This is a genomic window from Micromonospora sp. CP22 (assembly GCF_009712475.1).
GTDB lineage: Bacteria > Actinomycetota > Actinomycetes > Mycobacteriales > Micromonosporaceae > Micromonospora.
In genome coordinates this window covers 32343-57508 of sequence record NZ_VCJO01000001.1, presented here as the reverse complement: position 1 = coordinate 57508, position 25166 = coordinate 32343, and the positions used below count along the sequence as shown (strand labels likewise).

The following is a 25166-nucleotide window of genomic DNA, read 5'->3' as shown; positions in this document are numbered from 1 at the left end:
GGGTGGGGAGTTTCAGCCCTGGAGCCGATCCGACCATGGCACGACGGTGTCGCGCCCCACCGCCAGCACGGCCGCGTGCACCGCGCGGGCCAGCGGTGCTCCCCAGGTGGAGCGGGGGCCGCCGTAGGCGTCGGGTGGACCGTCCGGTGGGCAGAGGACGGCGACGGCGTCCGTCGGCGTACCGGTGCCGGGCAGCCCCAGTTCCGCGATCGCCTGCGCCTTCGCCTCGGTGGCCGTGGCGACCGCGTTGACCAGTGCCGCGTCGCTGAGTCGTACCGGGACGTACGCCACGATGTTGACCGTGCCGACCGGCTGCGCCGACGCCGCCACGGTGGGTGCCGCCGCCGGTACCGGAGTGCCCAGACCGACGGTGGCCCAGACCTGCACGCCGGTGTCGGTCCGCCGGATCACCTCGGCCACGTCGACCCCGGTCAGCAGGCCCACACCGGGCCCGTCCAGGCCGAACCCCCGGGCCAGGTCGGCCAGGTGGGCGGCGGGGTCGTCCCGGTCGTACGACATGGGCACCGTCGCGTTCACCACCCACCGCCGTAGGCCGATCCCACCGCCGAGCGGGGCGGAACTGACCGCCCGCAGTGGTCGCTCGGCCCGCCAGATGAGTACCGGAATGTCGCGTTCGTCCTCGCGGCGACCGGTCAGCTCAGGCTCGTGCAGCACGCGGTGACCCTACGGCCCGGTAGCCGACCCGCCGACCCCGGCCTGACCAGGCGCGGGATTCTAAAGAGTGATCGCGACGCGGAGGTTACGCCCAACGATCAAGATTCCAGGGGTGCACCTCTGATTCCTGCTCACGTGCGCCTAGACTGGTCGGCGCGCGAGGGATCAGCGGACGGCGGACCCGGCCGAGCAGACGGCACGCGCAACCGGAGGTGCGCGATGGACGAGGTACTGGCCCGCAGCGGGATCTTCCAGGGTGTCGACCCGGAGGCGGCCGAGGCGCTCGCCAAGGAGATGGAGACGATCGAGGTCCGCAAGGGCGAGGTCGTCTTCAACGAGGGCGAGCCCGGCGACAGTCTCTACATCCTGCTGTCCGGGAAGATCAAGGTCGGCCGACGGGCCGCGGACGGGCGGCAGAATCTGATCGCCGTGATGGGCCCGTCGGACATGGTCGGCGAGCTGTCGCTCTTCGACCCGGGTCCGCGTACGGCGACCGCGACCGCGGTGACGGACAGCCGCCTGGCCCGGCTGCGCAAGCAGGCGCTGCGGCCGTGGCTGAACAACCGGCCGGAGATCGCCGAGCAGTTGCTGCGGGTGCTGGCCCGACGGCTACGCCGGACCAACGACGCCCTCGCCGATCTGATCTTCACCGACGTGCCCGGCCGCGTCGCCAAGAACCTGCTCCAGATGGCGGGCCGCTTCGGCACCCGCGACGGCGGCGTGCTGCGGGTGACGCACGACCTGACCCAGGAGGAGATCGCCCAGCTCGTCGGCGCCTCCCGGGAGACGGTCAACAAGGCTCTCGCGGATTTCGCCTCGCGCGGCTGGCTCCGGCTGGACGGCAAGAGCATCATCATCCTCGACCCGGAGCGGCTGGCCCGACGCGCGCGGGTCTGACCTGCTGACCATCACCCACGCGGGTGTCGACGCACGGCGTCGGCACCCGCGTGGTCGTTTGTGGCCACACAAAAAAATCAGTCTTGACTGTTTGTTTTTCGACCGGCAGGCTGTCCGCATGTCCGCCGCATCGACCCGAGTCCCTCAGCAGGAGCGCAGCCGTGCCACCCGGGCCCGGCTGCTGGAGGCGACCGTCGACTGCCTGGTCGAGCATGGCTGGTCCGGCACCACCACCACCGTCGTGGCGGCGCGGGCCGGCGTCTCCCGGGGGGCGCAGCTGCACCACTACCCGACCCGGACCGCCCTGGTCACCGCCGCCGTCGGTTACCTCGCCGAACGGCGTGCGGTCGAGCTGCGCGCCGAGGCCGATGCCCTGCCCACCGGCGCCGACCGGCTGGACCGGGTGGTGGACCTGCTCGCCGCCGCCTTCACCGGGCCACTTTTCGTCGCCGCCCTCGAACTCTGGGTGGCCGCCCGCACCGACGCCGAACTACGTGCCGCCCTCCTCCCCCTCGAAGCCCGCATCGGCCGCGAGATGCACCGGCTGACCGTCGAGCTGCTCGGCGTCGACGAGCGACGGCCGGGCGTACGCGAGACCGTGCAGGCCACCCTGGACCTGCTGCGCGGCCTCGGCGTGGCCAACCTGCTCAGCGACGACTCGGCCCGCCGGACCACCCTGCTGCACGCCTGGAAGACCCAGCTCGCCACGCTGCTCGCCCACACCGACACCGCACCCTGACCCCGCCCCGGAGGTGCCATGGTCGACCTGACCGACCTGCTCACGGACCTGGCCATCGAGTCCGAGCAGCTCGACGCGCTCGTCTCGCCACTGCCGCCGCAGGAGTGGGCGCGGCCGACCCCCGCCGTGGGCTGGACCATCGCCCACCAGATCGCCCACCTGGCTTGGACGGACCACGTGGCCCGGCTGGCCGCGACCGACGCCGACGCCTTCTACGCCTCGGTCACCGCCGCCGCTGATCTCGCCCGGCTGGTCGACGACGGTGCGACGGCCTTCCTCGACTCGCCCGACCGGCTGCTGCCCCGCTGGCGTGCCGGTCGCGCGGCGCTCGCCGCCGCCCTCGTCGCCGCCCCCGCCGGGGAGAAGCTGCCCTGGTACGGCACTCGCATGTCACCGGCCTCGATGGCGACCGCCCGGATCATGGAGACCTGGGCACACGGCGAGGACGTGGCCGAGGCGCTCGGCGTCACCCGCCCCGCCACCGACCGGCTGCGACACATCGCGTACCTCGGCTTCCGTACCGTCGGGCACAGTTTCGCCACCCATGGCCGGCCGGTACCCACGACACCGGTACGGGTGGAGCTGACCGCGCCCGACGGCGGCACCTGGGCCTTCGGTCCGGCGCACGCAGCCGACCGGGTCACCGGCCCGGCGCTCGACTTCTGTCTGCTGGTGACCCGGCGTCGGCACCGCGCCGACCTCGCCCTGATCGCCACCGGGCCGGTCGCCGACGGCTGGCTCGACGTGGCCCAGGCATTCGCCGGTCCGCCCGGTGTCAGCCGCGCCCCACGCGAGGTGGCCCCGTGACCGCGCCGCAGACAGTGACCGTGACCCGTAGGTGGTGCTGATGGACGACGTACTGCGGATCGGCAACGCCTCCGGCTTCTACGGCGACCGGTTCTCCGCCTGGCAGGAGATGCTCGACGGCGGCGAGCTGGACGTGTTGACCGGCGACTACCTGGCCGAGTTGACCATGCTCATCCTGGGTCGGGACCGGATGCGTGACCCCGACCTGGGCTACGCGAAGACGTTCCTGCGGCAGCTGGAGGGCTGCCTCGGCACCGCGCTCGACCACCGGGTCGCCCTGGTCACCAACGCCGGTGGCCTCAATCCGGCCGGACTGGCCGCCGCGATCCGTGCCCTCGCCGACCGGCTCGGGCTCCGCGTCCAGGTCGGGTACGTCGAGGGTGACGCCCTGGCCCGGCCGGACGCGCTGACCGCGAACGCGTATCTGGGGGCGTTCGGCATCGCCGCCTGCCTCGACGCCGGGGCGGACGTGGTGGTGACCGGGCGGGTCACCGACGCCTCGCTGGTCGTGGGCCCGGCCATCGCCCGCTTCGGCTGGGGGCGCGGCGACCTCGACGCGCTGGCCGGGGCCACCGTCGCCGGGCACCTCGTCGAGTGCGGGGCGCAGGTGACCGGGGGCAACTTCAGCTTCTTCCGCGAGCTGCCCGACGGCGGGCGGCGGCCGGGATTCCCGGTGGCCGAGCTGCGCGCCGACGGCTCGGCGGTGATCACGAAACATCCCGGCACCGGCGGCGCGGTCACCGTCGAGACGGTCACCGCCCAGTTGTTGTACGAGGTGGCGGGGCCGGCCTACCTGGGCCCCGACGTGGTGACCCGGCTGGACTCGGTACGGCTGAGCCAGCAGGGCCCGGATCGAGTGCTCGTCCATGGCGTGCGGGGAACCCCGCCACCGGACACCCTCAAGGTCGGCGTCAACAACCTCGGCGGCTTCCGCAACTCGATGACGTTCGTGCTTTGTGGGCTGGACATCCCGGCCAAGGCGGCGCTGGTCCAGGCCCAGCTGACGGAGGCGGTCGGTCGGGAGGGGCTGGAGTTCACGCTGGCCCGCACCGACCACCCGGACTCGTCCGACACCGAGACGGCCAGCGCCCTGCTGCACGTACACCTGCGGGACGGTGACCGGGCGCGGGCGGGGCGGGCGTTCTCGGCGGCGGCGGTCGAGCTGGCCCTGGCCTCCTACCCGGGCTGCACCCTGACCACCCTGCCCGGTGACGCCACCCCGTACGGCGTGTTCACCGCCGACACCGTGGCCCAGGAGGCGGTCGACCACGTCGCCGTACTGCCGGACGGCACCCGCCTGCCGATCGCCCCACCGCCGGTCACCGCGACCGTGACCGCCGAGCCGACGCCCGAGGAGACCGTCCCGGCGACGGTCGGTCCGACCCGCCGGGGGCCGCTGGGCGAGGTGGTGGGTGCCCGGTCGGGTGACAAGGGCGGTGACGCGAACCTGGGGGTCTGGGCGCGTACCGACGCCACCTGGGCCTGGTTGCGTGGCTGGCTCACCGTGGCGCGGCTGGCGGAGCTGCTGCCGGAGACCGCGCCGTTGACCGTCGAACGCCACGAACTGCCGAACCTGCGGGCCGTCAACTTCGTGATCCGTGGACTGCTCGGGGACGGGGTGGCCGCCTCCACCCGGTTCGACCCGCAGGCCAAGGCCCTCGGCGAGCTGCTCCGCTCCCGGGTCGTCGACCTGCCGGTCGAGCTGCTGGCGCGTGACGAACCGGCGACGGCCATCGGGGAGGTGCGGCCGTGACGATCGTCGACACCCCCGAGCGGCGACAGTTGCGGGAGCTGACCCGCGCCTTCGTCACCCGGGAGGTGCTGCCGCACCTGGCCGACTGGGAACGGGCCGGCGAGATACCTCGCGAGCTGCACGCGACCGCCGCCCGGATCGGGCTGCTCGGCATCGGTTTTCCCGAGGTGGTCGGCGGCAGCGGCGGCGATCTGCTCGACTCGATCATCGTCACCGAGGAGATCATCCGCTCGGGTGGCTCGTCGGGGCTGGTGGCCGCCCTGTTCACCCACGGCATCGCGCTGCCGCACATGGTGGCCGCTGCCGGTGCCCGCGCGGGCGGCCGGCTCCCCGGGCCAGCCGCCGAGCCGGTGGAGGCGATCAGGGACCACGACCTGATCGACCGCTACGTCCGGCCGACGCTTGCCGGTTCGATGATCGGCGCGCTGGCCATCACCGAACCGGACACCGGATCGGACGTGGCGGGCATCCGCACCCACGCCCGACTCGACGGCGACCACTACGTGGTCAACGGCGCGAAGACCTACATCACCAGCGGGGTCCGGGCCGACTTCGTGACCACCGCGGTCTGCACCGGCGTGCCGGGCAGCGGGGCGCTGACCCTGCTGGTGATCGACCGGGGTACGCCCGGCTTCACGGTCGGGCGTCGGCTGGAGAAGCTCGGCTGGCACTGCTCGGACACCGCCGAACTCTCCTTCGTCGACGTACGCGTGCCGGTGCGGAACCGGATCGGCGAGGAGGAGACCGGCTTCCTGGCGATCATGCAGCAGTTCGCCGCCGAGCGACTCTCCCTGGCCACCCAGGCGTACGCCATCGCGCAGCGCTGTGTCGAGCTGGCCACCGCCTGGTGTCGTGACCGGTCCACCTTCGGCCGACCGTTGGCGAGCCGACAGCTGGTCCGGCACCGGCTGGCCGAGATGCACACCCGGGCCGAGGCCGCTCGCGCGTACGTGCACCAGGTGGCCGCCCGGGTGGCCGCGGGTGAACCGGTGGTGACCGAGGTGGCGATGGCGAAGAACGTGGCGGTATCGGCCGCCGACTGGGTCGTCGACCAGGCCCTGCAACTGCACGGCGGCTTCGGCTACCTGCGCGACGCGGAGGTGGAGCGGCACTACCGCGACGCCCGGATCCTCGGCATCGGCGGCGGCACCACCGAAATCATGAACGAGATCGTCGCGAAGGGCATGGGCCTGTGAGGGCGGAGCGTGGGCCGGGTTCGCGAGCCCTACGGTCACGAACGAAAGGCACGCTGTGAGCACACTCCAGACGGGGATCGACCCGTCCTCGCCGGCTTTCCGCGCCAACCGGGACGCACTGCTGGAACGCCTCGCCGAGCTGGACGCCGCGCTCGACACCGCCCGTGGCGGTGGTGGCGAGAAGTACGTGGCCCGGCACCACCGGCGCGGCAAGCTACTCCCCCGGGAGCGCATCGAACTGCTGCTCGACCAGGACAGCCCGTTCCTCGAACTGTCACCGGTCGCCGCGTTCGGCACGGATTTCCCGGTCGGGGCCAGCGTGGTGACCGGGATCGGCGTGGTCGAGGGCGTGGAGTGCCTGATCGTCGCCAACGATCCGACGGTACGCGGCGGCGCGGTGAACCCGTGGTCGCTGGCGAAGACCCGGCGGGCGGGCGAGATCGCCCTGGCCAACCGGCTGCCGATGGTGAACCTGGTCGAGTCGGCCGGCGCGGACCTGCCCACCCAGGCGGAGATCTTCATTCCGGGCGGTCGGGTGTTCCGCGACCTGACCCGGCTCTCGGCGGAACGGATCCCCACGGTCAGCGTGGTCTTCGGCAATGCCACCGCCGGTGGCGCGTACGTGCCCGGGATGTCCGACTACACGATCATGATCCGGGACCGCTCGCAGGTCTACCTGGCCGGGCCACCGCTGGTGAAGATGGCCACCGGCGAGGACGCCGACGACGAGTCGCTGGGCGGTGCCGCCATGCACGCCACCACCTCCGGCCTGGCCGACTTCCTCGCCACCGACGAGCGCGACGGCATCCGGCTGGCGCGGCAGTGCGTACGCCGACTCAACTGGCGCAAGCAGGGGCCGGCACCGCGCAACCCGATGCCGCAGCCACCGAAGTACGACCCGGAGGAGTTGCTCGGCATCGTCAGTTCCGACCTCAAGGTGCCCTTCGATCCGCGCGAGGTGCTCGCCCGGGTGCTCGACGGCAGCGAGTTCGACGAGTTCAAGCCGACCTACGGCACCGCGTTGGTGACCGGCTGGGGCGAGTTGCACGGCTACCCGGTCGGCGTGCTGGCCAACGCCCGGGGGGTGCTGTTCAGCGAGGAGGCGCAGAAGGCGGCGCAGTTCATCCAGTTGGCGAACGCCACCGACACTCCGCTGATCTTCCTCCAGAACACCACCGGCTACATGGTCGGCACGGAGTACGAGCAGCGCGGCATCATCAAGCACGGCGCGCTCATGATCAACGCGGTGTCGAACTCGACCGTGCCGCACCTGACGGTGAACCTGGGCGCGTCCTACGGCGCGGGCAACTACGGCATGTGCGGCCGGGCGTACGAGCCGAGGTTCCTGTTCACCTGGCCGAATGCGAAGTCGGCGGTGATGGGGCCGGCGCAGCTGGCCGGGGTGCTGTCCATCGTGGCCCGGCAGGCCGCCGCAGCACGCGGTCGCGAGTTCGACGAGGACTCCGACGCGGCGATGCGGATGATGGTCGAGCAGCAGATCGAGTCCCAGTCCGGTGCGCTCTTCCTCTCCGGCCGACTCTACGACGACGGGGTGATCGACCCCCGGGACACCCGTACCGTCCTCGGCCTCTGTCTCTCGGCCATCCACAGCGGACCGGTGGCGGGCGCCGACCGCTTCGGCGTCTTCCGAATGTAGGAGCTGGCGTGATTTCGAAACTTCTCGTGGCGAACCGGGGCGAGATCGCCCGCCGGGTCTACGCCACCTGCCGGACTCTCGGGATCGAGACGGTCGCCGTGTACTCCGACGCGGACGCCGACGCGCCCTTCGTCGCCGAGGCCGACCAGGCGGTCCGGTTGCCCGGCAACACACCTGCCGAGACGTACCTCCGGGCCGACCTGATCCTGGACGCGGCCCGCCGGTGCGGTGCCGACGCGGTCCATCCCGGCTACGGATTCCTCGCCGAGCACGCCGGTTTCGCCACGGCGGTGACCGACGCCGGGTTGACCTGGGTCGGCCCACCGGCCAAGGCGATCGCCGCCATGGGCGACAAGCTGGCCGCGAAGGCGCTGCTCGCCGAGGCCGGCGTACCGATGCTGCCCAGTTGGACCGACCCCGACCAGGTCACCGGCTTCCCGGTGCTGGTGAAGGCGGCCGCCGGTGGCGGTGGGCGGGGCATGCGGGTGGTCCGTGACGCCGGGGCGCTCGCCGAGGCCGTCGCCGGTGCGCGCCGCGAGGCGATGTCGGCGTTCGGCGACGGCACGGTCTTCGTCGAGCGGTACGTCGAACACGGCCGCCACGTCGAGGTGCAGATCTTCGGCGACCGGTACGGCACGGTGCTCGCGTTGGGTGTGCGCGACTGCTCGATTCAGCGTCGGCATCAGAAAATCGTCGAGGAGGCACCCGGTGTCCTGCCCGACGACGTGCGGGAGCGGCTGCACGAGGCGGCGGTGGCCGCTGGGCGGGCGGTCGACTACGTGGGGGCCGGCACGGTCGAGTTCCTGCTCGCGCCGGACGGGGAGATCCACTTCCTGGAGATGAACACCCGTCTCCAGGTGGAGCACCCGGTCACGGAGCTGACCACCGGGCTGGATCTGGTCCGGCTGCAACTGCTGGTTGCCGAGGGCGCGGCGCTGCCGTTGGCCGCGACACCGCCGTCCACCGGCCACGCGATCGAGGTACGCCTCTGCGCCGAGGATCCCGCGCAGGGCAACCGGCCCGCCACCGGCACCCTGCACCGGTTCACCGTGCCGGGCGTGGCCGCCGAGTTCGGCCCGCTGGCCGCGCCCGGTCTGCGGCTGGACTCCGGCGTCGTCGACGGCTCGACGGTCAGCGTCCACTACGACTCGATGCTCGCCAAGGTGATCGCCTGGGCACCCACCCGCGCGGAGGCGGCCCGCGCGTTGGCCGGGGCGCTGGCCCGTGCCGAACTGCACGGCGTGGCCACCAACCGGGACCTGCTGGTCAGGGTCCTGCGCAGCCCGGAATTCGCTGCGGTCGACATCGACACCGGCTTCCTGGAGCGGCACGCCGAGGTCTTCGAGCCGGTCCTGCCCGACACCGAGATTCCGGTGACCGCGCTGGCCGCCGCGCTGGCGTCGGCCGCCGCTCGCCGAGTTGCGGCTCAGGTGCTGGGCACTCTGCCCTCGGGCTGGCGTAACGTGCCCGCCTTCCCGCAGGTCACCCGGTTCACCGCAACGAACGGCGACGAGATCGAGATCCGCTACCGACTGGATCGCTCGGGTGCCCTCGCCGAGTGGTCGGTGTCGCCCGCCGCCGACGGAGCCTCCGCGAGCACGACACCGGCCGTCACGCTCGTCGAGGCCCGACCGGAGCGGGTCGTGCTCGACGTGGCCGGGGTACGGCGGGCGTACCGCGTACACCGGGTGGGGTCGGACGTGTTCGTGGACGGCCCGGACGGGGCGACGAGCCTGGTCGAGCTGCCTCGTTTCCCGCTGCCCAGCACGGAGCTGGCCGCCGGGTCGCTGCTCGCGCCGCTGCCCGGCGCGGTGGCCCGGGTGCATGTCGAGGTCGGTCAGCGGGTCGCCGCCGGTGACCTGCTGCTGACCCTGGAAGCGATGAAGCTGGAACACCCCGTGCTCGCCCCCACCGATGGTTTGGTCACCGAGCTGCCGGTGGCCGCCGGTGGGCAGGTCGACACGGGCACGGTGCTGGCCGTGGTCACCCCCGATGAGGAGTCGCCGTCATGAACTTCGACCTCACCCCCGAGCAGGAGCAGCTCCGCGACGCCGTGCGCGCGCTGGGCAAGCGGTACGGCCACCGGTACTTCGTGGCGAAGGCCAAGGCCGGTGAGCACACCACCGAGCTGTGGCAGGAGGCCGGTCAACTCGGCTACCTGGGCGTCAACATCCCCACCGAGTACGGCGGTGGCGGCGGCGGCATCACCGACCTGGCCATCGTCTGCGAGGAACTTGCCGCCGCCGGTTGTCCGCTGCTGCTGCTGGTGGTCTCCCCCGCTATCGCCGCCACCGTCATCAACCGGCACGGCACCGAGGAGCAGCGCAAACGGCACCTGCCGGGCCTCGCCGACGGCTCCCAGAAGATCGTCTTCGCGATCACCGAGCCGGACGCCGGCTCGAACTTCCACCGGCTCGCCACGGTGGCCCGCCGCGACGGCGAGGACTGGGTGTTGTCCGGTCGCAAGTGCTACATCTCCGGTGTCGACGAGGCCGGGCACGTGCTCGTGGTGGCCCGTACCGAGGACTCCTCGACGGGGAAGCTCAAGCCTGCGCTGTTCATCGTGCCGACCGACGTCGCCGGGCTGACCCGGTCCAAGCTGGACATGGAGATCGTCTCCCCGGAGAACCAGTTCCTGCTCTTTCTGGACGACGTACGGCTACCTGCCGACGCGTTGGTCGGCGAGTCGTTGGACGCCGGTCTGCCGGCGCTCTTCTCCGGGCTCAACCCGGAACGGATCACCGTCGCCGCCATGGGTGCCGGCACCGGCCGGTACGCGATCGAGCGGGCGGCGGAGTACACGGCTTCGCGGAAGGTCTGGGGCGAGCGGTCGATCGGCTCCCACCAGGGCGTGTCGCATCCGTTGGCCCATGCCGCCGTGCAGGTGGAGTTGGCCCGTCTGATGATCCAGAAGGCGGCGACGCTCTACGACGCCGACCGCGACCTGGAGGCGGCCGTCTCGGCCAACATGGCCAAGTACGCGGCTGGCGAGGCCGCCGCGCTCGCGGTCGACACGGCCGTGCAGGCGCTCGGCGGTGCCGGCATGACCACTGAGTACGGCGTGGCCACCCTGCTGGGGGCGGTACGGGCGGGCCGCATCGCCCCGGTCAGCCGGGAGATGATCCTGAACTTCGTCGCCCAACACGTCCTCGGCCAGGACAAGTCGTACTGAGGTGACGTAGCCCGGGTGGGCGTCTCAGCGGCAGGCGGCGTCCACCCGGTGCACGGGCCGTACGCGTCGGCCCAGCCCTTCCAGCAGCGAATCCTCGACGTGGAAGTCGTGGATGCGTAGCTGGTAGCGGGGCAGTTCCTCCTCCGAGGGGCAGAGCACCTGCCCGCGTACCTGGTCGACCGGAACGTAGCGCACCCCGCCGCGCTCCTGAAGGATCACCATGTTGACGTCGTCGGTGGTAACCACGTGACCCCGGATCTCCTCGGTGGCAACGGCCGAGGTCGCGTCCGGCTCGCCCACGGTGGTCACCGTCAGCGGCAGCACCGGCGTGCTGATCACCGGCAGCGCCGCCCAGACCAGCATCATCAACACGGCGAGCTGGGTCATCGGGGCGAGCGCCCGGACGACCATCCTGGGCAGCGGCCCGGCGACGAAGAGTGCCAGCGTCGGTGGTACGGCCAGTAGCGCGATCGGCAGCATCTCGCCCTGCTGCCAGGCTTCGCCCAGCGTCGGCGCGAGCAACCAGAGATAGCCGGCGTACACCACGACGACGATCAGGGCACGGACGACCGGGTGCTCGTGCAGGCGTTCCGGGCGGAGTTGGAAGGCCGCCGCCATCGCGGGCAGCAGCAGCGGAAGATACAGCAGCGGCCAGGTCACCAGGGCCATCAGGAAGCTCGCCGCGACGAACCAACTCGGCATGATCTCGGCCCACCGGGCGAAGAGCGGTTGCCGGCCCAGCTGGCGTCCACTGGCCGCGAGCACCCCGCCGAGGGCGAACACCGCGACGAGCACTGTGGAGAGCAGTCGGGCTGCCGTGGTGAGGAAGCCGGCGAGCAGGTTGACCGGCCCCACATTGGCGACCAGCAGCAACGTGGTCTGTAGTTCGCCGCCGGCCTCGATGCCGAGCCGCAGCACCGAGAAGATCGCCGGTACGCCGACCACGGCCGTCCAGAACGACTGGCTGGCTCGGGCCCGACGCTCGGCCGGATCCAGGCCGACGTCGGTTCCGGCCGAGGTGGTGGCGGGTGCCTTCGAACCGGTAGCCGACACCGGCTGCGGCGCGTCAGCCAGCGGCACGGCGGGGCGTGGTAGCCGCGCCGCGGGGCGATCGGCGTCGGGGTCGCCGGAGGTGGCGGGTGCCGTGCTCATCGCCGTGGTGCCTTGTCGTCGAAGTCGACGAGTTTCGGCACTTCCAGCGGCTGCGGTTGCCGCTTCTCGGAGCGCAGCCAGGGCCCCAGCGTCTGGTTGTACGCGGTCTGCCACGGGCTGGCTTCTCCGTTGCGCCCCTGCTGGTAACTCTTGTCGAGGAAGTACGCCACCAATTCACACAGCGCGGGATCACCGATCGGCACGCCTACCCCGAGCAGTTCGCTGGTGCCGAAGGGCATGTCGACGATCTCGAACTCTTTCGGATAGCGGGCGACGAAGCCGGCGAGGATCGTCTCGTCCGAGCTGACCGCGTCGTACTTGCCGGCTCGGATGCCCTCGACGCAGTCCCAGACGTCCTTCACCACCAGCGTCGGGACCTTGTGCTTCTCCAGCTCCGCCTCGGTGGTGGAGCCACCGCTGGTGCAGATCTTGTATTCCGGGTTCCGTAGGTCCTCGATGGTGCGGATCGCCCCCCGGTGCCGGTTCGGCACCAGCACCTCCTGAGTGGTGACGAAGTACGGCCCGGCGAAGTTGACCTGCTTCTTGCGCTCCTCGGTGATGGAGAAGCTGGAGACGACGAGGTCGACGACGCCGCCCTGGAGGGCGGGGATCCGATCCTCGGTGGACACGGTGACGAACTCGACGCGGTGCTCCCCCTCGTAGCCGAGCGAGGCGGCGATGTAACGGGCGATCTCGACGTCGAACCCGAATCGGACACCGTTGCGCACCTCACCCATCAACGGCTCGTCATCGGCCACTCCGATCCGCAGAACCGACTGGCCCCAGATGTGCGACTCGCGGAGCTTCTCCTGCACGGACGGCAGATCCGGCTCCTGCCGGCTGTCGCAGCCGGCAGCCGCGCCCAGCAGCAGGGTCAGGGCGACCGCTGCCGTGGTGGCCATCGAACGCCATCGGGAGCTGGAGAGGCTTGCACTCATCGCCACCTCGCTACGTTTCGAGTTGTCAGGTTCCACTGAGCGTAGTGCCGACTGTCGAGGTGCCGCCGCACCGCCTACCATCCGACAAGCTGTTGTTAGTCAGGAGTTACGCAGCACCAAACCCGACCGGTGTTGACAGATCGGCACTCTCCGACATTCTGGACGGATGAGACGGTTCCCAGGATCCGACGCACGGACCGTGGCAGTGGTCGCGGCCCTGGCGGCGTTCTGGTTATTGGCGGTGCTGATCGTGGCGCGCCGGCAGGATCTGGTGGGCGTGGCGGGGGCACTGCTCTGCGTCCTGCTCGCCACCGTCGCCGGGGTGGCTGCCACCGCCGCCCGGCAACAGGAGGCGGACGCTCGACCGGATCCGGGGCAACCGCCCCTGGAGCCGGGAATCGAACCGTCCGGCATCGACGCCGACACGCTGGAGATGCTCGGCGATCGGGACGCGGTCCGGGCGATGCGGGACCGGCATCGACGCGACCACCCGGAACGCTGAGGTTCCACCGGGTCGATCCGCTCCGGGATGCGGGTGACGTCGGCGGTGGCCCGCGCGCGGCCCCCGGCAGGCACAGCCGACCGTCCGGGTGGTTCAGCCGCTGGTCAACGTCGGCGCGGCCAACCCGTCCAGACCCCGTCCCGCCAGACAGCGGTAGGTGCGGTCGGTGTCGGTGTCGGTCGGCGGCAGCACCTCAAGATTCCAGCCGGACGTCTTACTCAGCCCGCTGACCAGCCGGAACGTCTTCTGGTTGCAGACCTGGCGTACCCGGGGATCCGCGACGACCTCGTCGTGGCCGGCATCGACCAACGCGGTCGGCAGCTGCCCCTGGGCGTAGCTCTCCCAGGTGTGCCGGGAGTCGCAGGGCATCCGGTCGGCCTCGGCCCGTTGGCCACGCACCTGCACCGGCCCGAAGCACTCCAACTCCGTCGCACACTGGGCACCGGCGGGCAGCGCCTCCGCGTGGGTGGCGCAGCCCGGACGGAGCAGCCCGGTAGCCGCCGGGCGAGCCGGGGTGCTGGACTGCGGTGACGGCACACCGCCGGCCGCCCAGGCGCCGACACCCGCCGACGCGGCGAGGGCGACCACCCCGGTGGCACCCAGGAACCAACGGCGGCGACGGCGGCGACGGCTGCGCTCGGCGGTGCCACCCCCGACCGACCCGGCCGGACGGCCGGTGTCGCGGGAGTTGGCGGACGCGCCACCGATCGGTGCGGCAGCGGCGCTCGACGCCCCCGAGCCGTCCAGCGTCAGGTTCGTCAGCATGTCCCGTAGTTCCGCGGCGGAGGGCCGGTCACCGGGGTCGTTGGCCATGCCGGCCCGCAAAATGTCGACCAGGCTCTCCGGGATGCCGGGCAGGCCGGGAATCGGCTGGTGGAACATCTCCAGCACGGTGACCAGGCTCGGGTTGCGCTCACTCTGCCAGCGCGGCGGCCTGCCGTGCATCACCGCGTAGAGCGTGGCGCAGAGCGCGTACACGTCGACGGCCGGCGACGGTGGGCTGTGGCTGAACATCTCCGGCGGCGCGTACGCCGGTGTGAGCACCTCCAGCGCGACGGTGGCGTCCCGCATCTCGGCGACCACGGCGAGCCCGAAGTCGGCCAGCACCGCCGAGTTGAAGTGGGAGTGGAGGATGTTGGCCGGCTTGACGTCACGATGCAGCACACCGGCGGCGTGCGAGTGGGCGATGGCGTCCGCGATCTTGATACCGAGGTCGCGGGCCTCGACGGCGTCCAGCGGTGAGTTACGCATCCGCTCGGCGTACGAGCCGTCGCAGAGTTCCATGATCAGGTAGGGGTGCTGGTCGATGGTGACCCCGACGTCGAACAGATCGACCACGTGCGGGTGGGACGACATCCGACCGGCGGCACGTGCCTCCCGCAGGAAGCGGGCCTGGTCCCGGTCGCTGGCCAGGGTCCGGTTCTCCACCTTGACGGCGACCTCGCGGCCCACCGAGATCTGCGTCGCCCGGTAGACGGTGGCGTAGCCACCTCGGGCAAACACTTGCAAATCAGTCAGACCAGGCACGATGGGCGTCGGCAGAGCGCCGGGCGGGGTGTCGGTCACAACCTCGAAAATACCGAACTGTGCTGGCCGCTCAGTGAACCGCATCGGTGGCCGACCCCAAACCCGATGTTCCGGCACCGCGTCCACCGTCGTTCGGCACCGATTCGTCAGGAATCGATCCGCGCTGGCCCGGGCCGGCGGCATCCCGGCCGCCAGCCGTACCCAACCCCACGGACCGACGCGCGTCCCACCAGAGACCGGCGGCGGTGGCCAACGCCCCCAGCCCCTCCCACGCCGCCACCCCGAAGAACCGCCCCGGCGTGATGTCGGCCAGCACCGCGATGGTGAAGACGGTGAACGTGACCAGCCGGAACACCACGGTGAAGCGGTAGAAGGCGCGCCACTCGGTGGCCGTGGCGAGCAGGTAGTAGACCCCCATGTTGAACGACGCCATCGAGGAAGCCGTCACGAAGGTGCCCGTGTAGTCGCCAGGGGCGCGGGTCTGCGGGATCTCGAAGCCCAGCATCCGCAGCAGCGCCTCCGGCCAGAGCAGGCCTACTGCCCCCATCAGCAGCGCCAGCACACCGAACACCGCGATCGTCCACCCCGCGACCGAACGCGGCAGTCTCATCTTGGCCCTCCCCCTCGACGGCGCGACCGCCGACATCGACGCATCGCGTGAACCGTCACGCTAGCGGCCGTCCCGACCGGCCACATCCCCGGAACCGCCAGATCCGTACCGGTCGCCCATCAGGCTGGACGATTCGGTTACCGACTCCGGCGCATCAGCGGCGGCTGCCGGAGCCGTGAGCGCCGCACCCGGGCAGCGTCGTCGGGCGCGTCGAGGTGGCGGGCGGGTGCGGTCAGCCGGGGGTACGCAGGCGGGTGAGCAATGCCTCCGCCGCGACCCGTTCGCTGCGCTGCTCGGTGGCGTACGCCGTCCGGACCGCGTCCTCGGCGCTGGCCTTCGCCTCCGCCGGCCGTCCACACGCGGCCAACGCCTCGGCCAGTACGCTCGCCGCGATCACCTGGCTGCGGACGTCCTCGGCCGGCGCGCGCACCGCCCGGTGAGCCCAGTCCAGCGCCTGCTCGCGCTGACCGTGGGCGAGCAGAGCAGAGGCGTAGCGCGCCATCGACTGCCGACGGGAGAAGAGCAGCGACGGAGTGGTGGCCGCCATCGTGGCGACCGGGGCGAGCAGGCCGACCGCCGTGCCGGAGTCGCCCGCCGCCAACCGGGCGGTGGCCAGCAACACCCGGGGTGCGACCTGCGCCGGAGCTTGGGGATTGTGTGGTTCCACTGTGGTCAGTACCGCGCGCGCGTCCCGCTCCGCACCAGCCACGTCACCCATCTCCAACGCGACGAACCCGCGCAACGTGCCGGCCATCCCGGTGAGCAGCGGGTGAGCCGTCCGGTGGCCGTAGGCGAGCGCATCGGTGAGCAGGTCGGCGGCGTGCTCCGGCTCGCCCAGCCCTCGGGCGATCACCCCCCGGACCACCAGCGCGAAGCCCTGGCCCCAGTCGTCCGAGGCGGCGGCGAAGTCCCGGTACGCCCGCCGGGCCTCCCGGTCGGCGTCGGCCAGCTCGCCCAGCTCGGCGTTGGCGTACGCGTCGACCGCCCGCAGCGTGCCCACCGCCCACGCCTCACCGACCCGTTCACCGAACGGCAGGAAGACCCGGGCCAGCCGACGTGCCTCCCGCAACCGACCGGCCAGCAGCCGGGCGAAGGCGGTGGTGCCGCGCAACCACGCCCGGCCGTACGGGTCCTTCAACTCGGCGAACAGCCGGGCGGCCCGGCCCAGCACCGCGTCCGTACCGGCGAAGTCACCCCGCGTGGTGGTCACCCAGGCGAGGTTCTGCAACGACCAGGCCTGCCCCCGCCGATCACCCACGGCGAGGCTCACCTGGTACGAGGCAGCGAGCCGGCTGCTGGCCTGGCCCAGCCGGCCGACCAGGAAGTCGGTCATGCCCAGTCGACGCATCGCCGACGCGCGCAGGGCGGGCAGGTTGGCGTCACCGGCCACCTGCAACACCTCCTGCCAGCTGGCCTCGGCGCGTTGCAGGTCACCCATCGCCTGCTGGGCCTGACCGGCGAGCAGCAGAGCGCTGGCCCGCGTCGCCGGATCGCCCGTGTTGGCCGCGATCTTCTCGGCCGAGGCCAGGGCGTCGGCGGCCCGACCGACCTGGAGCAGTGCCCGGGCATGTGCCACCCGGTCGACCGCGGGTACCCCGTCTCGGGCCAGTTCCGCCGCGCGTTCGGCGTACTCCACGGCCAGCGCCGGCTCCCCCGCGTGCAGCGCCCGACGGGTGGCCCGGCCGAGCGCCGCCACACCCAGCGGCGCGACCGCCCGGGCCGGCGCGTCCGGGCGGAGCGTGATCGCATCGGCCAGCGCGGTGGCCCGCTCGACGTGCTCGGCCACGAAGTCGTCCCGGGCCGCCTCCGAGAAACCGCCGGGGCCGCTTCCGGTGCTGCCCGTCGCGGTCGCCTCGGTCGCCGGGGCCGCCCAGCGGGCCAACGCGGCGTGCCGCTCCGCCAGCTCCGCCTTGCTGATTCCGGAGTACGCCGCCTCCCGCATCAGCGGAGTGGCGAAGGCGTACCCGCTGCGGGTGCGGTGCAGCATCCGGCGTTGCAGCAGCTCCTCCACGGCCCGTTCAAACTCGACGGCGGCGACTGCGGCCGGGCGGCCGTCCCGGCCGCCGGTGCGCTGCTCCCGCAGCGCCTCCAGCGCGCCCTCGGGCACCGTGTCGCCGACCACCGCGGCGTCCCGCAACACCGAACGGGCCTCGACGGGCAGCGCGTCGATCCGGGCGGCGAGCACCGCCGCGAGATCCCGGGAGAGCAACCGGCTGCCGAGGGAACCGGGCACCAACCGCCAACTGTTGCGCGCCCCGGCGGTCAGCGCGCCACGCTCCATCAGCAGGGTGACCAGTTCCGCGAGGTAGAAGGCGTTGCCCTGGGCGGTGGCGAGCAGCCGGTCGGTGTCGGCCTGGGGCAACCGTCCACCACCGAGGTAACTGGTCAACAGCCTGGCCGCGTCGGCACCGCGCAGCGGCGGCAACGGCTGCACCTCGGCGTCGGCGACCCGGGCCAGCGTACCGGCGGTACGCACCAGCTCGGGGCGACCGAGCAGCAGCACCAGCACCGGTCCGCTGAGCCGGGACAGCGTGACCTCCAGCGCGCCGATGGTCTCCGCGGTGGCGTCGTGCAGATCGTCCACGATCACCACCAGCGGCGCCTCCTCGGCGAGCGCGCTGAGCAGGTCGGCCACCGCGTTGGGCACCGCGTCGGCGTCGGCCGGCGGCCCGGTGGTGCTCCACTCACCCTCCGTGGAGCCACTGGCGGGTAGCTCGGCATACCCGAGCAGGGCCAGGAGTTGATCGACGGCGACCGGCGCCGGCTCCGTCCGGCTGCGGCTGAGCCGTTGCCCGAGCCGACGCAGCCGCTCCTCCACGGCCGCGCGGGTGACCGCGGTCGCGGCGTCGTTCGGCAGCCCTGTCGCGGCGCGCACCAGGTCGGCGAGGGGAGCCAACCGTCGACGCTCACCGAAGGCCGCGCAACGCACCGACAGGACCCGGGCACCGGTGTGCGCGGCGTACCGACCGGCACCGACGTCGTAACCGGCGGCGAGCCGTTCCACCTCGGCCGCGAACCGGGACTTGCCGATGCCCGCCTCGGCCGTCATCAGCAGCACCCGGGGCTCGCTACGGTCGATCACCTCGGCGAGCCGGCCGGCCACCCGACCGATCTCCGTCTCCCGGCCCACGAACGGCGCCTCGTCGCCCAGGCCGGAGCGGGTGCCGGGCGCGTCCAGCAGGCCGAGCAGTTCGTACGCCTCGACCGGCTCGCGCTTGCCCTTGAGCCGCAGCGGTCGCAGTGCCCGCCAGCTCGCGACGTGCCGGGTCGCCATGGCGGTACGCCCACCGGCGTAGACCGCGCCGACGGCGGCGGCGTCGGCCAGCCGGGCGGCGGTGTTCACCGTGTCACCGATGACGGTGTACTCGATGGCGGCCTGGATGCCGGCGATCACGTCACCGGTGTTGAGTCCGACCCGCAACCCCAGCGGCGCGCCGCCGCCCTGCTCGTCGTCGAGCACCCGGCGGACCGCTCGCTGCATGGACAACGCGGCGCGGACCGCCCGCTCGGCGTCGTCCTCGTGCGCCACGGGTGCGCCGAAGACCGCCATGATCCCGTCACCGGTCAGCTTGTCGACGTGCCCGCCGAAGGTCTTGACCGCTCCGGCCAACGCGGCCAGCACGCGGTCGGTGACCGCGCCGACGCGTTCCGGGTCGAGATCCTCCGACCAGGAGGTGAAGTCGGACAGGTCACCGAAGAGGACGGTCACCACCCGACGCTCGGCGGCGGGCAGGGTCGCGGCGGCTGGCAGCGCGGCGCCGCAGTTGTGGCAGAACCGGGCGCCGGGCACCGCGACAGTTCCGCACACCGGGCAGGTCACGCTGGTTCCAACCTCGCGTCGCCGTCGCCGGATTCCCGGCCCAGGTATTCGAGCTGCGCGCGTACCGACCATTCCGCCGCCCACCACAGCGACCGGTCGACGTCGGCGTAGACCGTCGCGACCACCTCGGCCGCGGTCCGCGCGCCCGCCTCCAGCGCCTGCCGGACCTGGTCGAGGCGGGCCCGACGGTGGGCGAGGTAGAAGTCGGCGGCGGCACCGCAGTCGGCCAGTGCCGGGCCGTGTCCGGGCAGCGCCGGGATTCCCCGGTACGTCGAGAGCAGTTCCAGGCTCGTCAGGTAGTCGCCGAGGTTCCCGTCCGGGTGCGCCACGACGGTGGTACCCCGGCCGAGGATCGTGTCGCCGGTGAGGACCGCACGTCGACCGTTCCGCTCGGCGAGGAAGCAGACCGAGTCGGCGGTGTGCCCGGGAGTGGAGAGCAGGCGGATGTCCAGGCCGAAGCCATCCAGGTCCTGCCCCGGCCCGGTCAGCGGCGCACCGCCGATCGTGTGCGCCGGGTCGACGGCGAGGACGGGTGCCCCACCGAGCAGATCGTGCAGGCGCGCCGAGCCCTCGGTGTGGTCGGGGTGCCCGTGCGTGATCAGCACCAGCCCGACCGGTCCCTGCGCGACGATCGCGGCGAGGTGCGCCTCGTCCGCCGGCCCTGGGTCGACCACCACGGCCGGCTCGCCGGGCGCGGCCCGCAGCAGCCAGGTGTTGGTGCCGTCCAGCGTCATCGGCCCCGGATTGGGTGCCCGCAGCAGCGTCACCCATTCCGGCAGTTCGCTGGCGAGGGCGCTCACCGCCCCCGTCACATGCCCTCCCATGGCTGCGATCGTACGACTCCCCGACCCCACCCCCGCGATCTTGCAGTTCCGGCCTCCGATTCGCCCTCGATAGGGGCTTTCGTCCCGACCAAAAAGTGCAAGATCGCGGGAACATCCCGGGTGGCGTCGCGGTCAGGAGACCTCGACGATGACCTCGACCTCGACCGGGGCGTCCAGGGGCAGTTCCGCGACGCCGACCGCCGAGCGGGCGTGTCGGCCCGCCTCGCCGAAGACGGTGCCGAACAGGTCCGACGCGCCGTTGATGACCGCGGGCTGACCGGTGAAGCCGGGTGCGCTGGCGACGAAGCCGGTCAGCTTCACCACCTTGACGACGTTCTCCAGGCCGACCAGCGAGTCGATGGCGGCGAGCGCGTTGAGCGCGCACCGCTGGGCGAGCTGCTTGGCCTGGTCGGCGGAGACGCCGGCACCGACCTTGCCGGTGGCCAGCAGCTTGCCGTCGGCCATCGGCAGCTGCCCGGAGACGTACACGTGCTGCCCGGACTGCACCGCCGGCAGGTAGCTCGCCACCGGCGGCACCACCTCCGGCAGCTCCAGCCCGAGTTCCGCCAGCCTGGCGTGTGGTCCGTTGGCCACGACGCTCATGCCTTCGGGCGCTTCAGGTAGGCGACCAGTTGCTCCGGGTTCGGCCCCGGAACGACGGAGACGAGTTCCCAGCCGTCCTCACCCCAGTTGTCGAGGATCTGCTTGGTCGCGTGGACCAGCAGCGGGACGGTGGCGTATTCCCACTTCTGCATCGGTGGAGGGCTCCCTCGGTGGCATGGACACTTCGGGGCACAGCCTACGGTCCGCCGACCGGCCGGGATGCGGGACGCTGGTCCGCGACGGGCCGTTGTTCGACGGCGCCGCGTTGCTCGGGCGCGGGCAGCTCCCCACAGGGACCGGCATGGTCGTAGGGCTGGGGGCAACGCGTACGGTCCGGCAGCAGCAGGTCGCAGAAGACCCGGTGACGGTTGTTCTGGTCGTCGGCGGTCGACACCTCGGTCTCACCGGCGTCCAGTTCGAGCAGGAAGTTCAGTGAGGTGGCCACCCGACCGGCCAGCGCGGTGGCGGCGGCCAGGTCGGTCACCCGGATGGGCAGGTGGATGACGTAGCCGGGGCCGTCCTCCTCCCGCCCACCGGCCGGCTCGACACTCGTGACCGGATCGACCGGACGCCGGTACGAGCGCTCATTCAGCGGTAGCCGGCCGGCGGAGTCCGCACCGGGTGTCCGGCTGCCCCTCCGCAGCCCGGTGGAAAACTGGGCTCGGGGGGTGTTGTCGGTGTCGCGCATGCGCTGCCTCCGGGCGTCGTACCTGGTCACGGCGCCGCCCACCGGTCCGGGACCCATCCGCCCGGCCCGCGCCGGGGCGTGCCGGAGCGACCGTAGGACCGGCTCGTCGGTCCCATCAACAGGACGCGCGCGCCTGATCGCGTTCGGTCACATTTGCGACACCCGACCAGCGGAAAGTTGATCGTGATCTTTGTCCGGGGCGCTACCGGCACTCCGCAGCGCGACCGCGGACCGCTACCCTTCCCGTCTGGACGGGCGCCCGGCCCGGCCACCCGATCCCACGCTCACCGCCCGCACGCGGTGCTGCGCCGCACCCGGGGGGACCGATGACCCAGCCACCCGCCGGCGGCCCGACCGGCCCCACCGACCTTCCGCCGACCCAGTCCGCCCCGCCGGCCACCGGGCCCGGCGTCCCGCCGTACCAGGCACCGTCCGCACCGCCCCGAAAGCGGGGGGCGCTGCTGGCCACACTCGCACTGGTCGTGGTGCTGCTGCTCTGCGCCGGAGGCGGCGTGGCCGCCTTCTTCACCCTGCGCGACACCGAGGCGGGCGAGGGCGCGGCCGATCCGTCGGTGGCGGTCGACGAGTTCCTGACCGCGGTCTACCAGGACCGGGACGCCGCCAAGGCGGCGAGTCTGGTCTGCACCGCCGCCCGCGACCAGGGCAAGATCCGGGCCAAGGTGGCCGAGGTCGAGAAGTACGTCTCGACCCACCAGAGTCCCCGGTTCCGTTGGGACACCCCGAAGGTGGACAACGAGACCGGCGACCGGGCGACCGTCACCACCACGGTGACCGTCACCACCGCCGACGAGAAGATCGCCGACCAGAACCTGCGCTTCACGGTGGTCCGCAAGACCGGCTGGTGGGTCTGCGAGGTCGCCTGACCACTGCGGGTGGATAGGCTCGATGGGTGGGAGCAGCGCAGCGACCGACTGATCGGGCCGTCCTCGACTGGCCGGCCCGCCTGCACGTGGTGACCGGCAAGGGGGGCACCGGCAAGACCAGCGTGGCCGCCGCCCTGGCCCTGGGCCTGGCCGCCGGTGGTCGACGCACCCTGCTGGTGGAGGTGGAGGGGCGACAGGGCATCGCCCAGCTCTTCGGCACCGAACCGCTGCCGTACGCCGAACGGCACCTGGCCGACGCTCCCGGCGGCGGCGAGGTGTCGGCGCTGGCGGTGGACGCCGAGGAGGCGCTGCTCGAGTACCTCGACATGTTCTACAAGCTCGGTGCGGCCGGGCGGGCGCTGCGCAAGTTCGGAGCGATCGACTTCGCCACCACGATCGCCCCGGGTCTGCGCGACGTGCTGCTCACCGGCAAGGTCAAGGAAGCCACCACCCGCACCGTCGACCGGCGGCGGGTGTACGACGCGGTGGTGCTGGACGCACCACCGACCGGCCGGATCGGGCGCTTCCTGAACGTCACCGCCGAGACCGCCCGGCTGGCCAAGGTTGGGCCGATCAAGACGCAGAGCGAGGGAGTCTCCGCGCTGCTGCGCTCACCGATGACGGCCGTGCACGTGGTGACCCTGCTCGAAGAGATGCCGGTGCAGGAGACCGTCGACGCGATCGCCGAGCTGACCTCGCTCGGTTTCAACCTGGGCCGGGTGATCGTCAACGGCACCCGACCGCCGTTGCCGACAGGACGGCTGGTCACCGAGGCGGAGTTGGAGCGCGGCCTGCGGGCGGCGGGGCTGCCGGTCAGGAAGTCGATCGTCACCGGTCTGCGCGACGAGGCACACGACCTGATGATCCGCCGGGAACTGGAGGATTCGCTCCGTACGGATCTGGTGGACCTCGGCGTGCCCCTGGTCGAGCTGCCGCTGCTGCCCGACGGGGTGAACCGGGCAGGGCTGGACATGCTCGCCGCCGCGCTCGTCCAGGGCGATTGACTCACACCTGAGGTTGGCCAGGCGCGCGGAGCCAGCCAGCCCTATACGCTCGATTGGTGCCTTTCGACAACGCCACGCCGCCGCTGGACGTCGACCGGATCCTGGCGGACCCGGGAGTACGGATCGTGGTCTGCTGTGGTGCGGGCGGGGTGGGCAAGACGACCACGGCTGCGGCGCTGGCGCTGCGCGCCGCCGAGCGGCACGGCCGACGCACGGTGGTGCTCACCATCGACCCGGCGCGGCGGCTGGCCCAGTCCCTCGGGCTGACCGAGCTGGACAACACGCCCCGGCAGGTCAAGGGGATCGACGTCGAGGACAGCGGCGGCGAGTTGCACGCCATGATGCTCGACATGAAGCGCACCTTCGACGACGTGGTGCTGGCGCACACCGATCCGGCGAAGGCGGCGGAGATCTTCGCCAACCCCTTTTACCAGGCCATGAGTTCCACCTTCGCGGGCACGCAGGAGTACATGGCGATGGAGAAGCTCGGCCAGTTGCACGCGCGGGGCGAGTGGGACCTGATCGTGGTGGATACTCCTCCGTCGCGCTCGGCGCTGGATTTCCTCGACGCGCCGGCCCGGTTGTCGCGGTTCCTCGACGGGCGGATGCTGCGGCTGCTGCTCGCTCCGGCGCGTACCGGCGGACGCAGCATGTTCAGCCTGGTCACCGCCTCCTTCGGGATGTTCTCCCGGGTGGTGCAGAAGGTCATCGGCACGCAGTTGCTGACCGACCTGTCCGGCTTCGTCGCCGCACTCGACTCGATGTTCGGTGGCTTCCGGCAGCGCGCCGAGCAGACGTACCGCATCCTGCAGGCGCGGGAGACGGCCTTCCTGCTGGTCGCGGCGCCGGAGCCGGACGCGGTCCGGGAGGCCGCCTACTTCGCCGGTCGGCTGGGCGCGGAGAAGATGCCGCTGGCCGGCCTGGTGCTCAACCGGGTGCACCAGCCGACCGTGACCGAGTTGGGCGCGGCGGAGAGCCGCGCTGCCGCTGACCGGCTGGCGGCGGCCGGGGGCCACGAGGGCACCGTCGAGGTGCTGCGGGCGCACGCCGCACTGGCCGAGCAGGCGGTACGGGAGCAGCAGGTGGCGGCGCGGTTCACCGAGGCGTTTCCGCAGGTGCCGACCGTGTCGGTGACGGCCCAGCCCGCCGACGTGCATGACGTCGACGGGCTGCGGACGATCGCGGCGGCGATCAGCCGCTGCTGACCGACGAGGCGGTCGACGGCGGCTGAGGCGTGCCGGTTGCTCAGTTGCCTGCGGCGGCCAGGATCTTGTCCTTGCCCGCCTTGTCCTTGGCGTTCTTCTTCATCGCCGCCTCGAACATCTTGCGCCAGCTGGTGACCTGGGGGTGGCGGCGCAGCAGCGCGCGACGTTCCCGTTCGGTCATGCCACCCCACACGCCGAACTCGATCCGGTTGTCCAGCGCGTCGGCCAGGCATTCGTACCGGACTGGGCAGCTCCGGCAGATCCGCTTGGCCACGTTCTGTTCGGCGCCCTGTACGAACAACGCGTCCGGGTCCCCGTTCTGACACGCCGCCAACGACGGCCAGTCAGTGATCATGCCCATCTGTACACGTCCCCCCTTGCAGTACTACCGACGCCGTCGCGGGCCAGCCGGCAATCCCCCCGGATCGTCCGGCACACCTACCCCAAAGGCGGCACAGACGACATGTGGCGCTGTCGCCGCCTACATCATGCTCTGTAGTCGCACGATTACGC

The 25166-nt window shown here is 72.1% G+C and carries 23 protein-coding genes; 12 read left to right on the top strand and 11 right to left on the bottom strand.

All coding sequences use genetic code 11. The features are described from left to right. Positions 1-12: 12 nt before the first annotated feature. A complete protein-coding gene (locus tag FF096_RS00275) occupies positions 13-675 on the bottom strand; it encodes an adenosylcobinamide amidohydrolase (protein WP_309222389.1) in 663 nt (220 codons plus the stop codon). A gap of 219 nt (positions 676-894) precedes the next feature. Here FF096_RS00275 and FF096_RS00270 point away from each other — a divergent pair, with 219 nt between their 5' ends. From FF096_RS00270 to FF096_RS00235, 8 genes are all read left to right on the top strand, one after another. Next, entirely contained in the window at positions 895-1572 is a 678-nt protein-coding gene (locus FF096_RS00270) for a Crp/Fnr family transcriptional regulator (RefSeq protein ID WP_013736306.1), read from the top strand. Between the two features lie 118 nt (positions 1573-1690). Then, positions 1691-2311 (top strand): TetR/AcrR family transcriptional regulator, encoded by a 621-nt coding sequence (locus FF096_RS00265; protein WP_155214356.1) that lies wholly within the window; start codon positions 1691-1693, stop codon positions 2309-2311. Positions 2312-2329: 18 nt separating this feature from the next. Beyond that, positions 2330-3118 (top strand): TIGR03084 family metal-binding protein, encoded by a 789-nt coding sequence (locus tag FF096_RS00260; protein ID WP_155214355.1) that lies wholly within the window; start codon positions 2330-2332, stop codon positions 3116-3118. A 40-nt stretch (positions 3119-3158) separates the two neighbouring features. Next, positions 3159-4871 carry an acyclic terpene utilization AtuA family protein gene (locus FF096_RS00255; protein ID WP_155214354.1) on the top strand — a complete coding sequence of 571 codons (1713 nt, stop codon included), beginning with the start codon at positions 3159-3161 and terminating at the stop codon, positions 4869-4871. Further along, positions 4868-6067 (top strand): acyl-CoA dehydrogenase family protein, encoded by a 1200-nt coding sequence (locus FF096_RS00250; RefSeq protein WP_309222388.1) that lies wholly within the window; start codon positions 4868-4870, stop codon positions 6065-6067. The genes FF096_RS00255 and FF096_RS00250 overlap by 4 nt, the downstream gene beginning before the upstream one ends. Before the next feature lie 55 nt (positions 6068-6122). Next, positions 6123-7724, top strand: a complete 1602-nt coding sequence (locus FF096_RS00245) for a carboxyl transferase domain-containing protein (protein ID WP_309222387.1) — start codon at positions 6123-6125, stop codon at positions 7722-7724. Positions 7725-7732: 8 nt separating this feature from the next. After that, positions 7733-9736: a biotin carboxylase N-terminal domain-containing protein gene (locus FF096_RS00240; protein ID WP_309222386.1), complete on the top strand. Its 2004-nt coding sequence runs from the start codon at positions 7733-7735 to the stop codon at positions 9734-9736. Further along, positions 9733-10896 carry an acyl-CoA dehydrogenase family protein gene (locus FF096_RS00235; protein ID WP_155214353.1) on the top strand — a complete coding sequence of 388 codons (1164 nt, stop codon included), beginning with the start codon at positions 9733-9735 and terminating at the stop codon, positions 10894-10896. Before FF096_RS00240 ends, FF096_RS00235 begins: the two co-directional genes overlap by 4 nt. A gap of 24 nt (positions 10897-10920) precedes the next feature. On the opposite strand, the gene FF096_RS00230 is transcribed toward FF096_RS00235, so the two are convergent. Both FF096_RS00230 and FF096_RS00225 read right to left on the bottom strand, forming a co-directional pair. Continuing rightward, a complete protein-coding gene (locus FF096_RS00230; protein ID WP_155214352.1) occupies positions 10921-12048 on the bottom strand; it encodes a hypothetical protein in 1128 nt (375 codons plus the stop codon). Continuing rightward, on the bottom strand, positions 12045-12986 hold the full coding sequence (locus FF096_RS00225) for a transporter substrate-binding domain-containing protein (RefSeq protein WP_155214351.1): 942 nt from the start codon (positions 12984-12986) through the stop codon (positions 12045-12047). Before FF096_RS00225 ends, FF096_RS00230 begins: the two co-directional genes overlap by 4 nt. A 199-nt stretch (positions 12987-13185) precedes the next feature. Here FF096_RS00225 and FF096_RS00220 point away from each other — a divergent pair, with 199 nt between their 5' ends. Then, on the top strand, positions 13186-13488 hold the full coding sequence (locus FF096_RS00220) for a hypothetical protein (protein WP_196222408.1): 303 nt from the start codon (positions 13186-13188) through the stop codon (positions 13486-13488). A gap of 93 nt (positions 13489-13581) precedes the next feature. Here FF096_RS00220 and FF096_RS00215 read toward each other — a convergent pair whose 3' ends face one another. The 7 genes from FF096_RS00215 to FF096_RS00185 all read right to left on the bottom strand — a co-directional run bounded on the left by FF096_RS00215 (position 13582) and on the right by FF096_RS00185 (position 21560). Next, positions 13582-15054 (bottom strand): serine/threonine-protein kinase, encoded by a 1473-nt coding sequence (locus tag FF096_RS00215; RefSeq protein ID WP_309222385.1) that lies wholly within the window; start codon positions 15052-15054, stop codon positions 13582-13584. Between the two features lie 31 nt (positions 15055-15085). After that, positions 15086-15625, bottom strand: coding sequence for a hypothetical protein (locus FF096_RS00210; protein ID WP_155214348.1), 540 nt, complete (start codon positions 15623-15625; stop codon positions 15086-15088). A gap of 232 nt (positions 15626-15857) precedes the next feature. Then, positions 15858-19445: an adenylate/guanylate cyclase domain-containing protein gene (locus FF096_RS00205; protein WP_309222384.1), complete on the bottom strand. Its 3588-nt coding sequence runs from the start codon at positions 19443-19445 to the stop codon at positions 15858-15860. Beyond that, positions 19442-20269 carry an MBL fold metallo-hydrolase gene (locus FF096_RS00200; RefSeq protein ID WP_155214347.1) on the bottom strand — a complete coding sequence of 276 codons (828 nt, stop codon included), beginning with the start codon at positions 20267-20269 and terminating at the stop codon, positions 19442-19444. The genes FF096_RS00205 and FF096_RS00200 overlap by 4 nt, the downstream gene beginning before the upstream one ends. Positions 20270-20401: 132 nt before the next feature. Continuing rightward, entirely contained in the window at positions 20402-20872 is a 471-nt protein-coding gene (locus tag FF096_RS00195) for a RidA family protein (protein WP_155214346.1), read from the bottom strand. Then, the gene (locus FF096_RS00190; protein ID WP_013736319.1) at positions 20869-21024 is read right to left on the bottom strand and encodes a DUF4177 domain-containing protein; all 156 of its coding nucleotides are present in this window, start codon (positions 21022-21024) and stop codon (positions 20869-20871) included. The genes FF096_RS00195 and FF096_RS00190 overlap by 4 nt, the downstream gene beginning before the upstream one ends. A gap of 44 nt (positions 21025-21068) precedes the next feature. Beyond that, positions 21069-21560 (bottom strand): hypothetical protein, encoded by a 492-nt coding sequence (locus tag FF096_RS00185; protein WP_155214345.1) that lies wholly within the window; start codon positions 21558-21560, stop codon positions 21069-21071. Between the two features lie 326 nt (positions 21561-21886). Here FF096_RS00185 and FF096_RS00180 point away from each other — a divergent pair, with 326 nt between their 5' ends. Genes FF096_RS00180 through FF096_RS00170 form a run of 3 tightly spaced genes read left to right on the top strand, consistent with a single transcriptional unit; the run spans position 21887 to position 24653 of the window. After that, a complete protein-coding gene (locus FF096_RS00180; RefSeq protein WP_155214344.1) occupies positions 21887-22444 on the top strand; it encodes a hypothetical protein in 558 nt (185 codons plus the stop codon). Between the two features lie 26 nt (positions 22445-22470). Next, a complete protein-coding gene (locus tag FF096_RS00175) occupies positions 22471-23448 on the top strand; it encodes an ArsA-related P-loop ATPase (protein WP_309222383.1) in 978 nt (325 codons plus the stop codon). A gap of 53 nt (positions 23449-23501) precedes the next feature. Further along, positions 23502-24653, top strand: a complete 1152-nt coding sequence (locus FF096_RS00170; protein WP_155214343.1) for an ArsA-related P-loop ATPase — start codon at positions 23502-23504, stop codon at positions 24651-24653. A gap of 40 nt (positions 24654-24693) precedes the next feature. On the opposite strand, the gene FF096_RS00165 is transcribed toward FF096_RS00170, so the two are convergent. Further along, the gene (locus FF096_RS00165) at positions 24694-25014 is read right to left on the bottom strand and encodes a WhiB family transcriptional regulator (RefSeq protein ID WP_155214342.1); all 321 of its coding nucleotides are present in this window, start codon (positions 25012-25014) and stop codon (positions 24694-24696) included. Positions 25015-25166: the final 152 nt, after the last annotated feature.

Coding starts and splice junctions, on each gene's coding strand:
- FF096_RS00270 (WP_013736306.1), top strand. CDS start 895: ATGGACGAGGTACTGGCCCGCAGCGGGATCTTCCAGGGTGTCGACCCG.
- FF096_RS00265 (WP_155214356.1), top strand. CDS start 1,691: ATGTCCGCCGCATCGACCCGAGTCCCTCAGCAGGAGCGCAGCCGTGCC.
- FF096_RS00260 (WP_155214355.1), top strand. CDS start 2,330: ATGGTCGACCTGACCGACCTGCTCACGGACCTGGCCATCGAGTCCGAG.
- FF096_RS00255 (WP_155214354.1), top strand. CDS start 3,159: ATGGACGACGTACTGCGGATCGGCAACGCCTCCGGCTTCTACGGCGAC.
- FF096_RS00235 (WP_155214353.1), top strand. CDS start 9,733: ATGAACTTCGACCTCACCCCCGAGCAGGAGCAGCTCCGCGACGCCGTG.
- FF096_RS00230 (WP_155214352.1), bottom strand. CDS start 12,048: ATGAGCACGGCACCCGCCACCTCCGGCGACCCCGACGCCGATCGCCCC.
- FF096_RS00225 (WP_155214351.1), bottom strand. CDS start 12,986: ATGAGTGCAAGCCTCTCCAGCTCCCGATGGCGTTCGATGGCCACCACG.
- FF096_RS00210 (WP_155214348.1), bottom strand. CDS start 15,625: ATGAGACTGCCGCGTTCGGTCGCGGGGTGGACGATCGCGGTGTTCGGT.
- FF096_RS00200 (WP_155214347.1), bottom strand. CDS start 20,269: ATGGGAGGGCATGTGACGGGGGCGGTGAGCGCCCTCGCCAGCGAACTG.
- FF096_RS00195 (WP_155214346.1), bottom strand. CDS start 20,872: ATGAGCGTCGTGGCCAACGGACCACACGCCAGGCTGGCGGAACTCGGG.
- FF096_RS00190 (WP_013736319.1), bottom strand. CDS start 21,024: ATGCAGAAGTGGGAATACGCCACCGTCCCGCTGCTGGTCCACGCGACC.
- FF096_RS00185 (WP_155214345.1), bottom strand. CDS start 21,560: ATGCGCGACACCGACAACACCCCCCGAGCCCAGTTTTCCACCGGGCTG.
- FF096_RS00180 (WP_155214344.1), top strand. CDS start 21,887: ATGACCCAGCCACCCGCCGGCGGCCCGACCGGCCCCACCGACCTTCCG.
- FF096_RS00165 (WP_155214342.1), bottom strand. CDS start 25,014: ATGGGCATGATCACTGACTGGCCGTCGTTGGCGGCGTGTCAGAACGGG.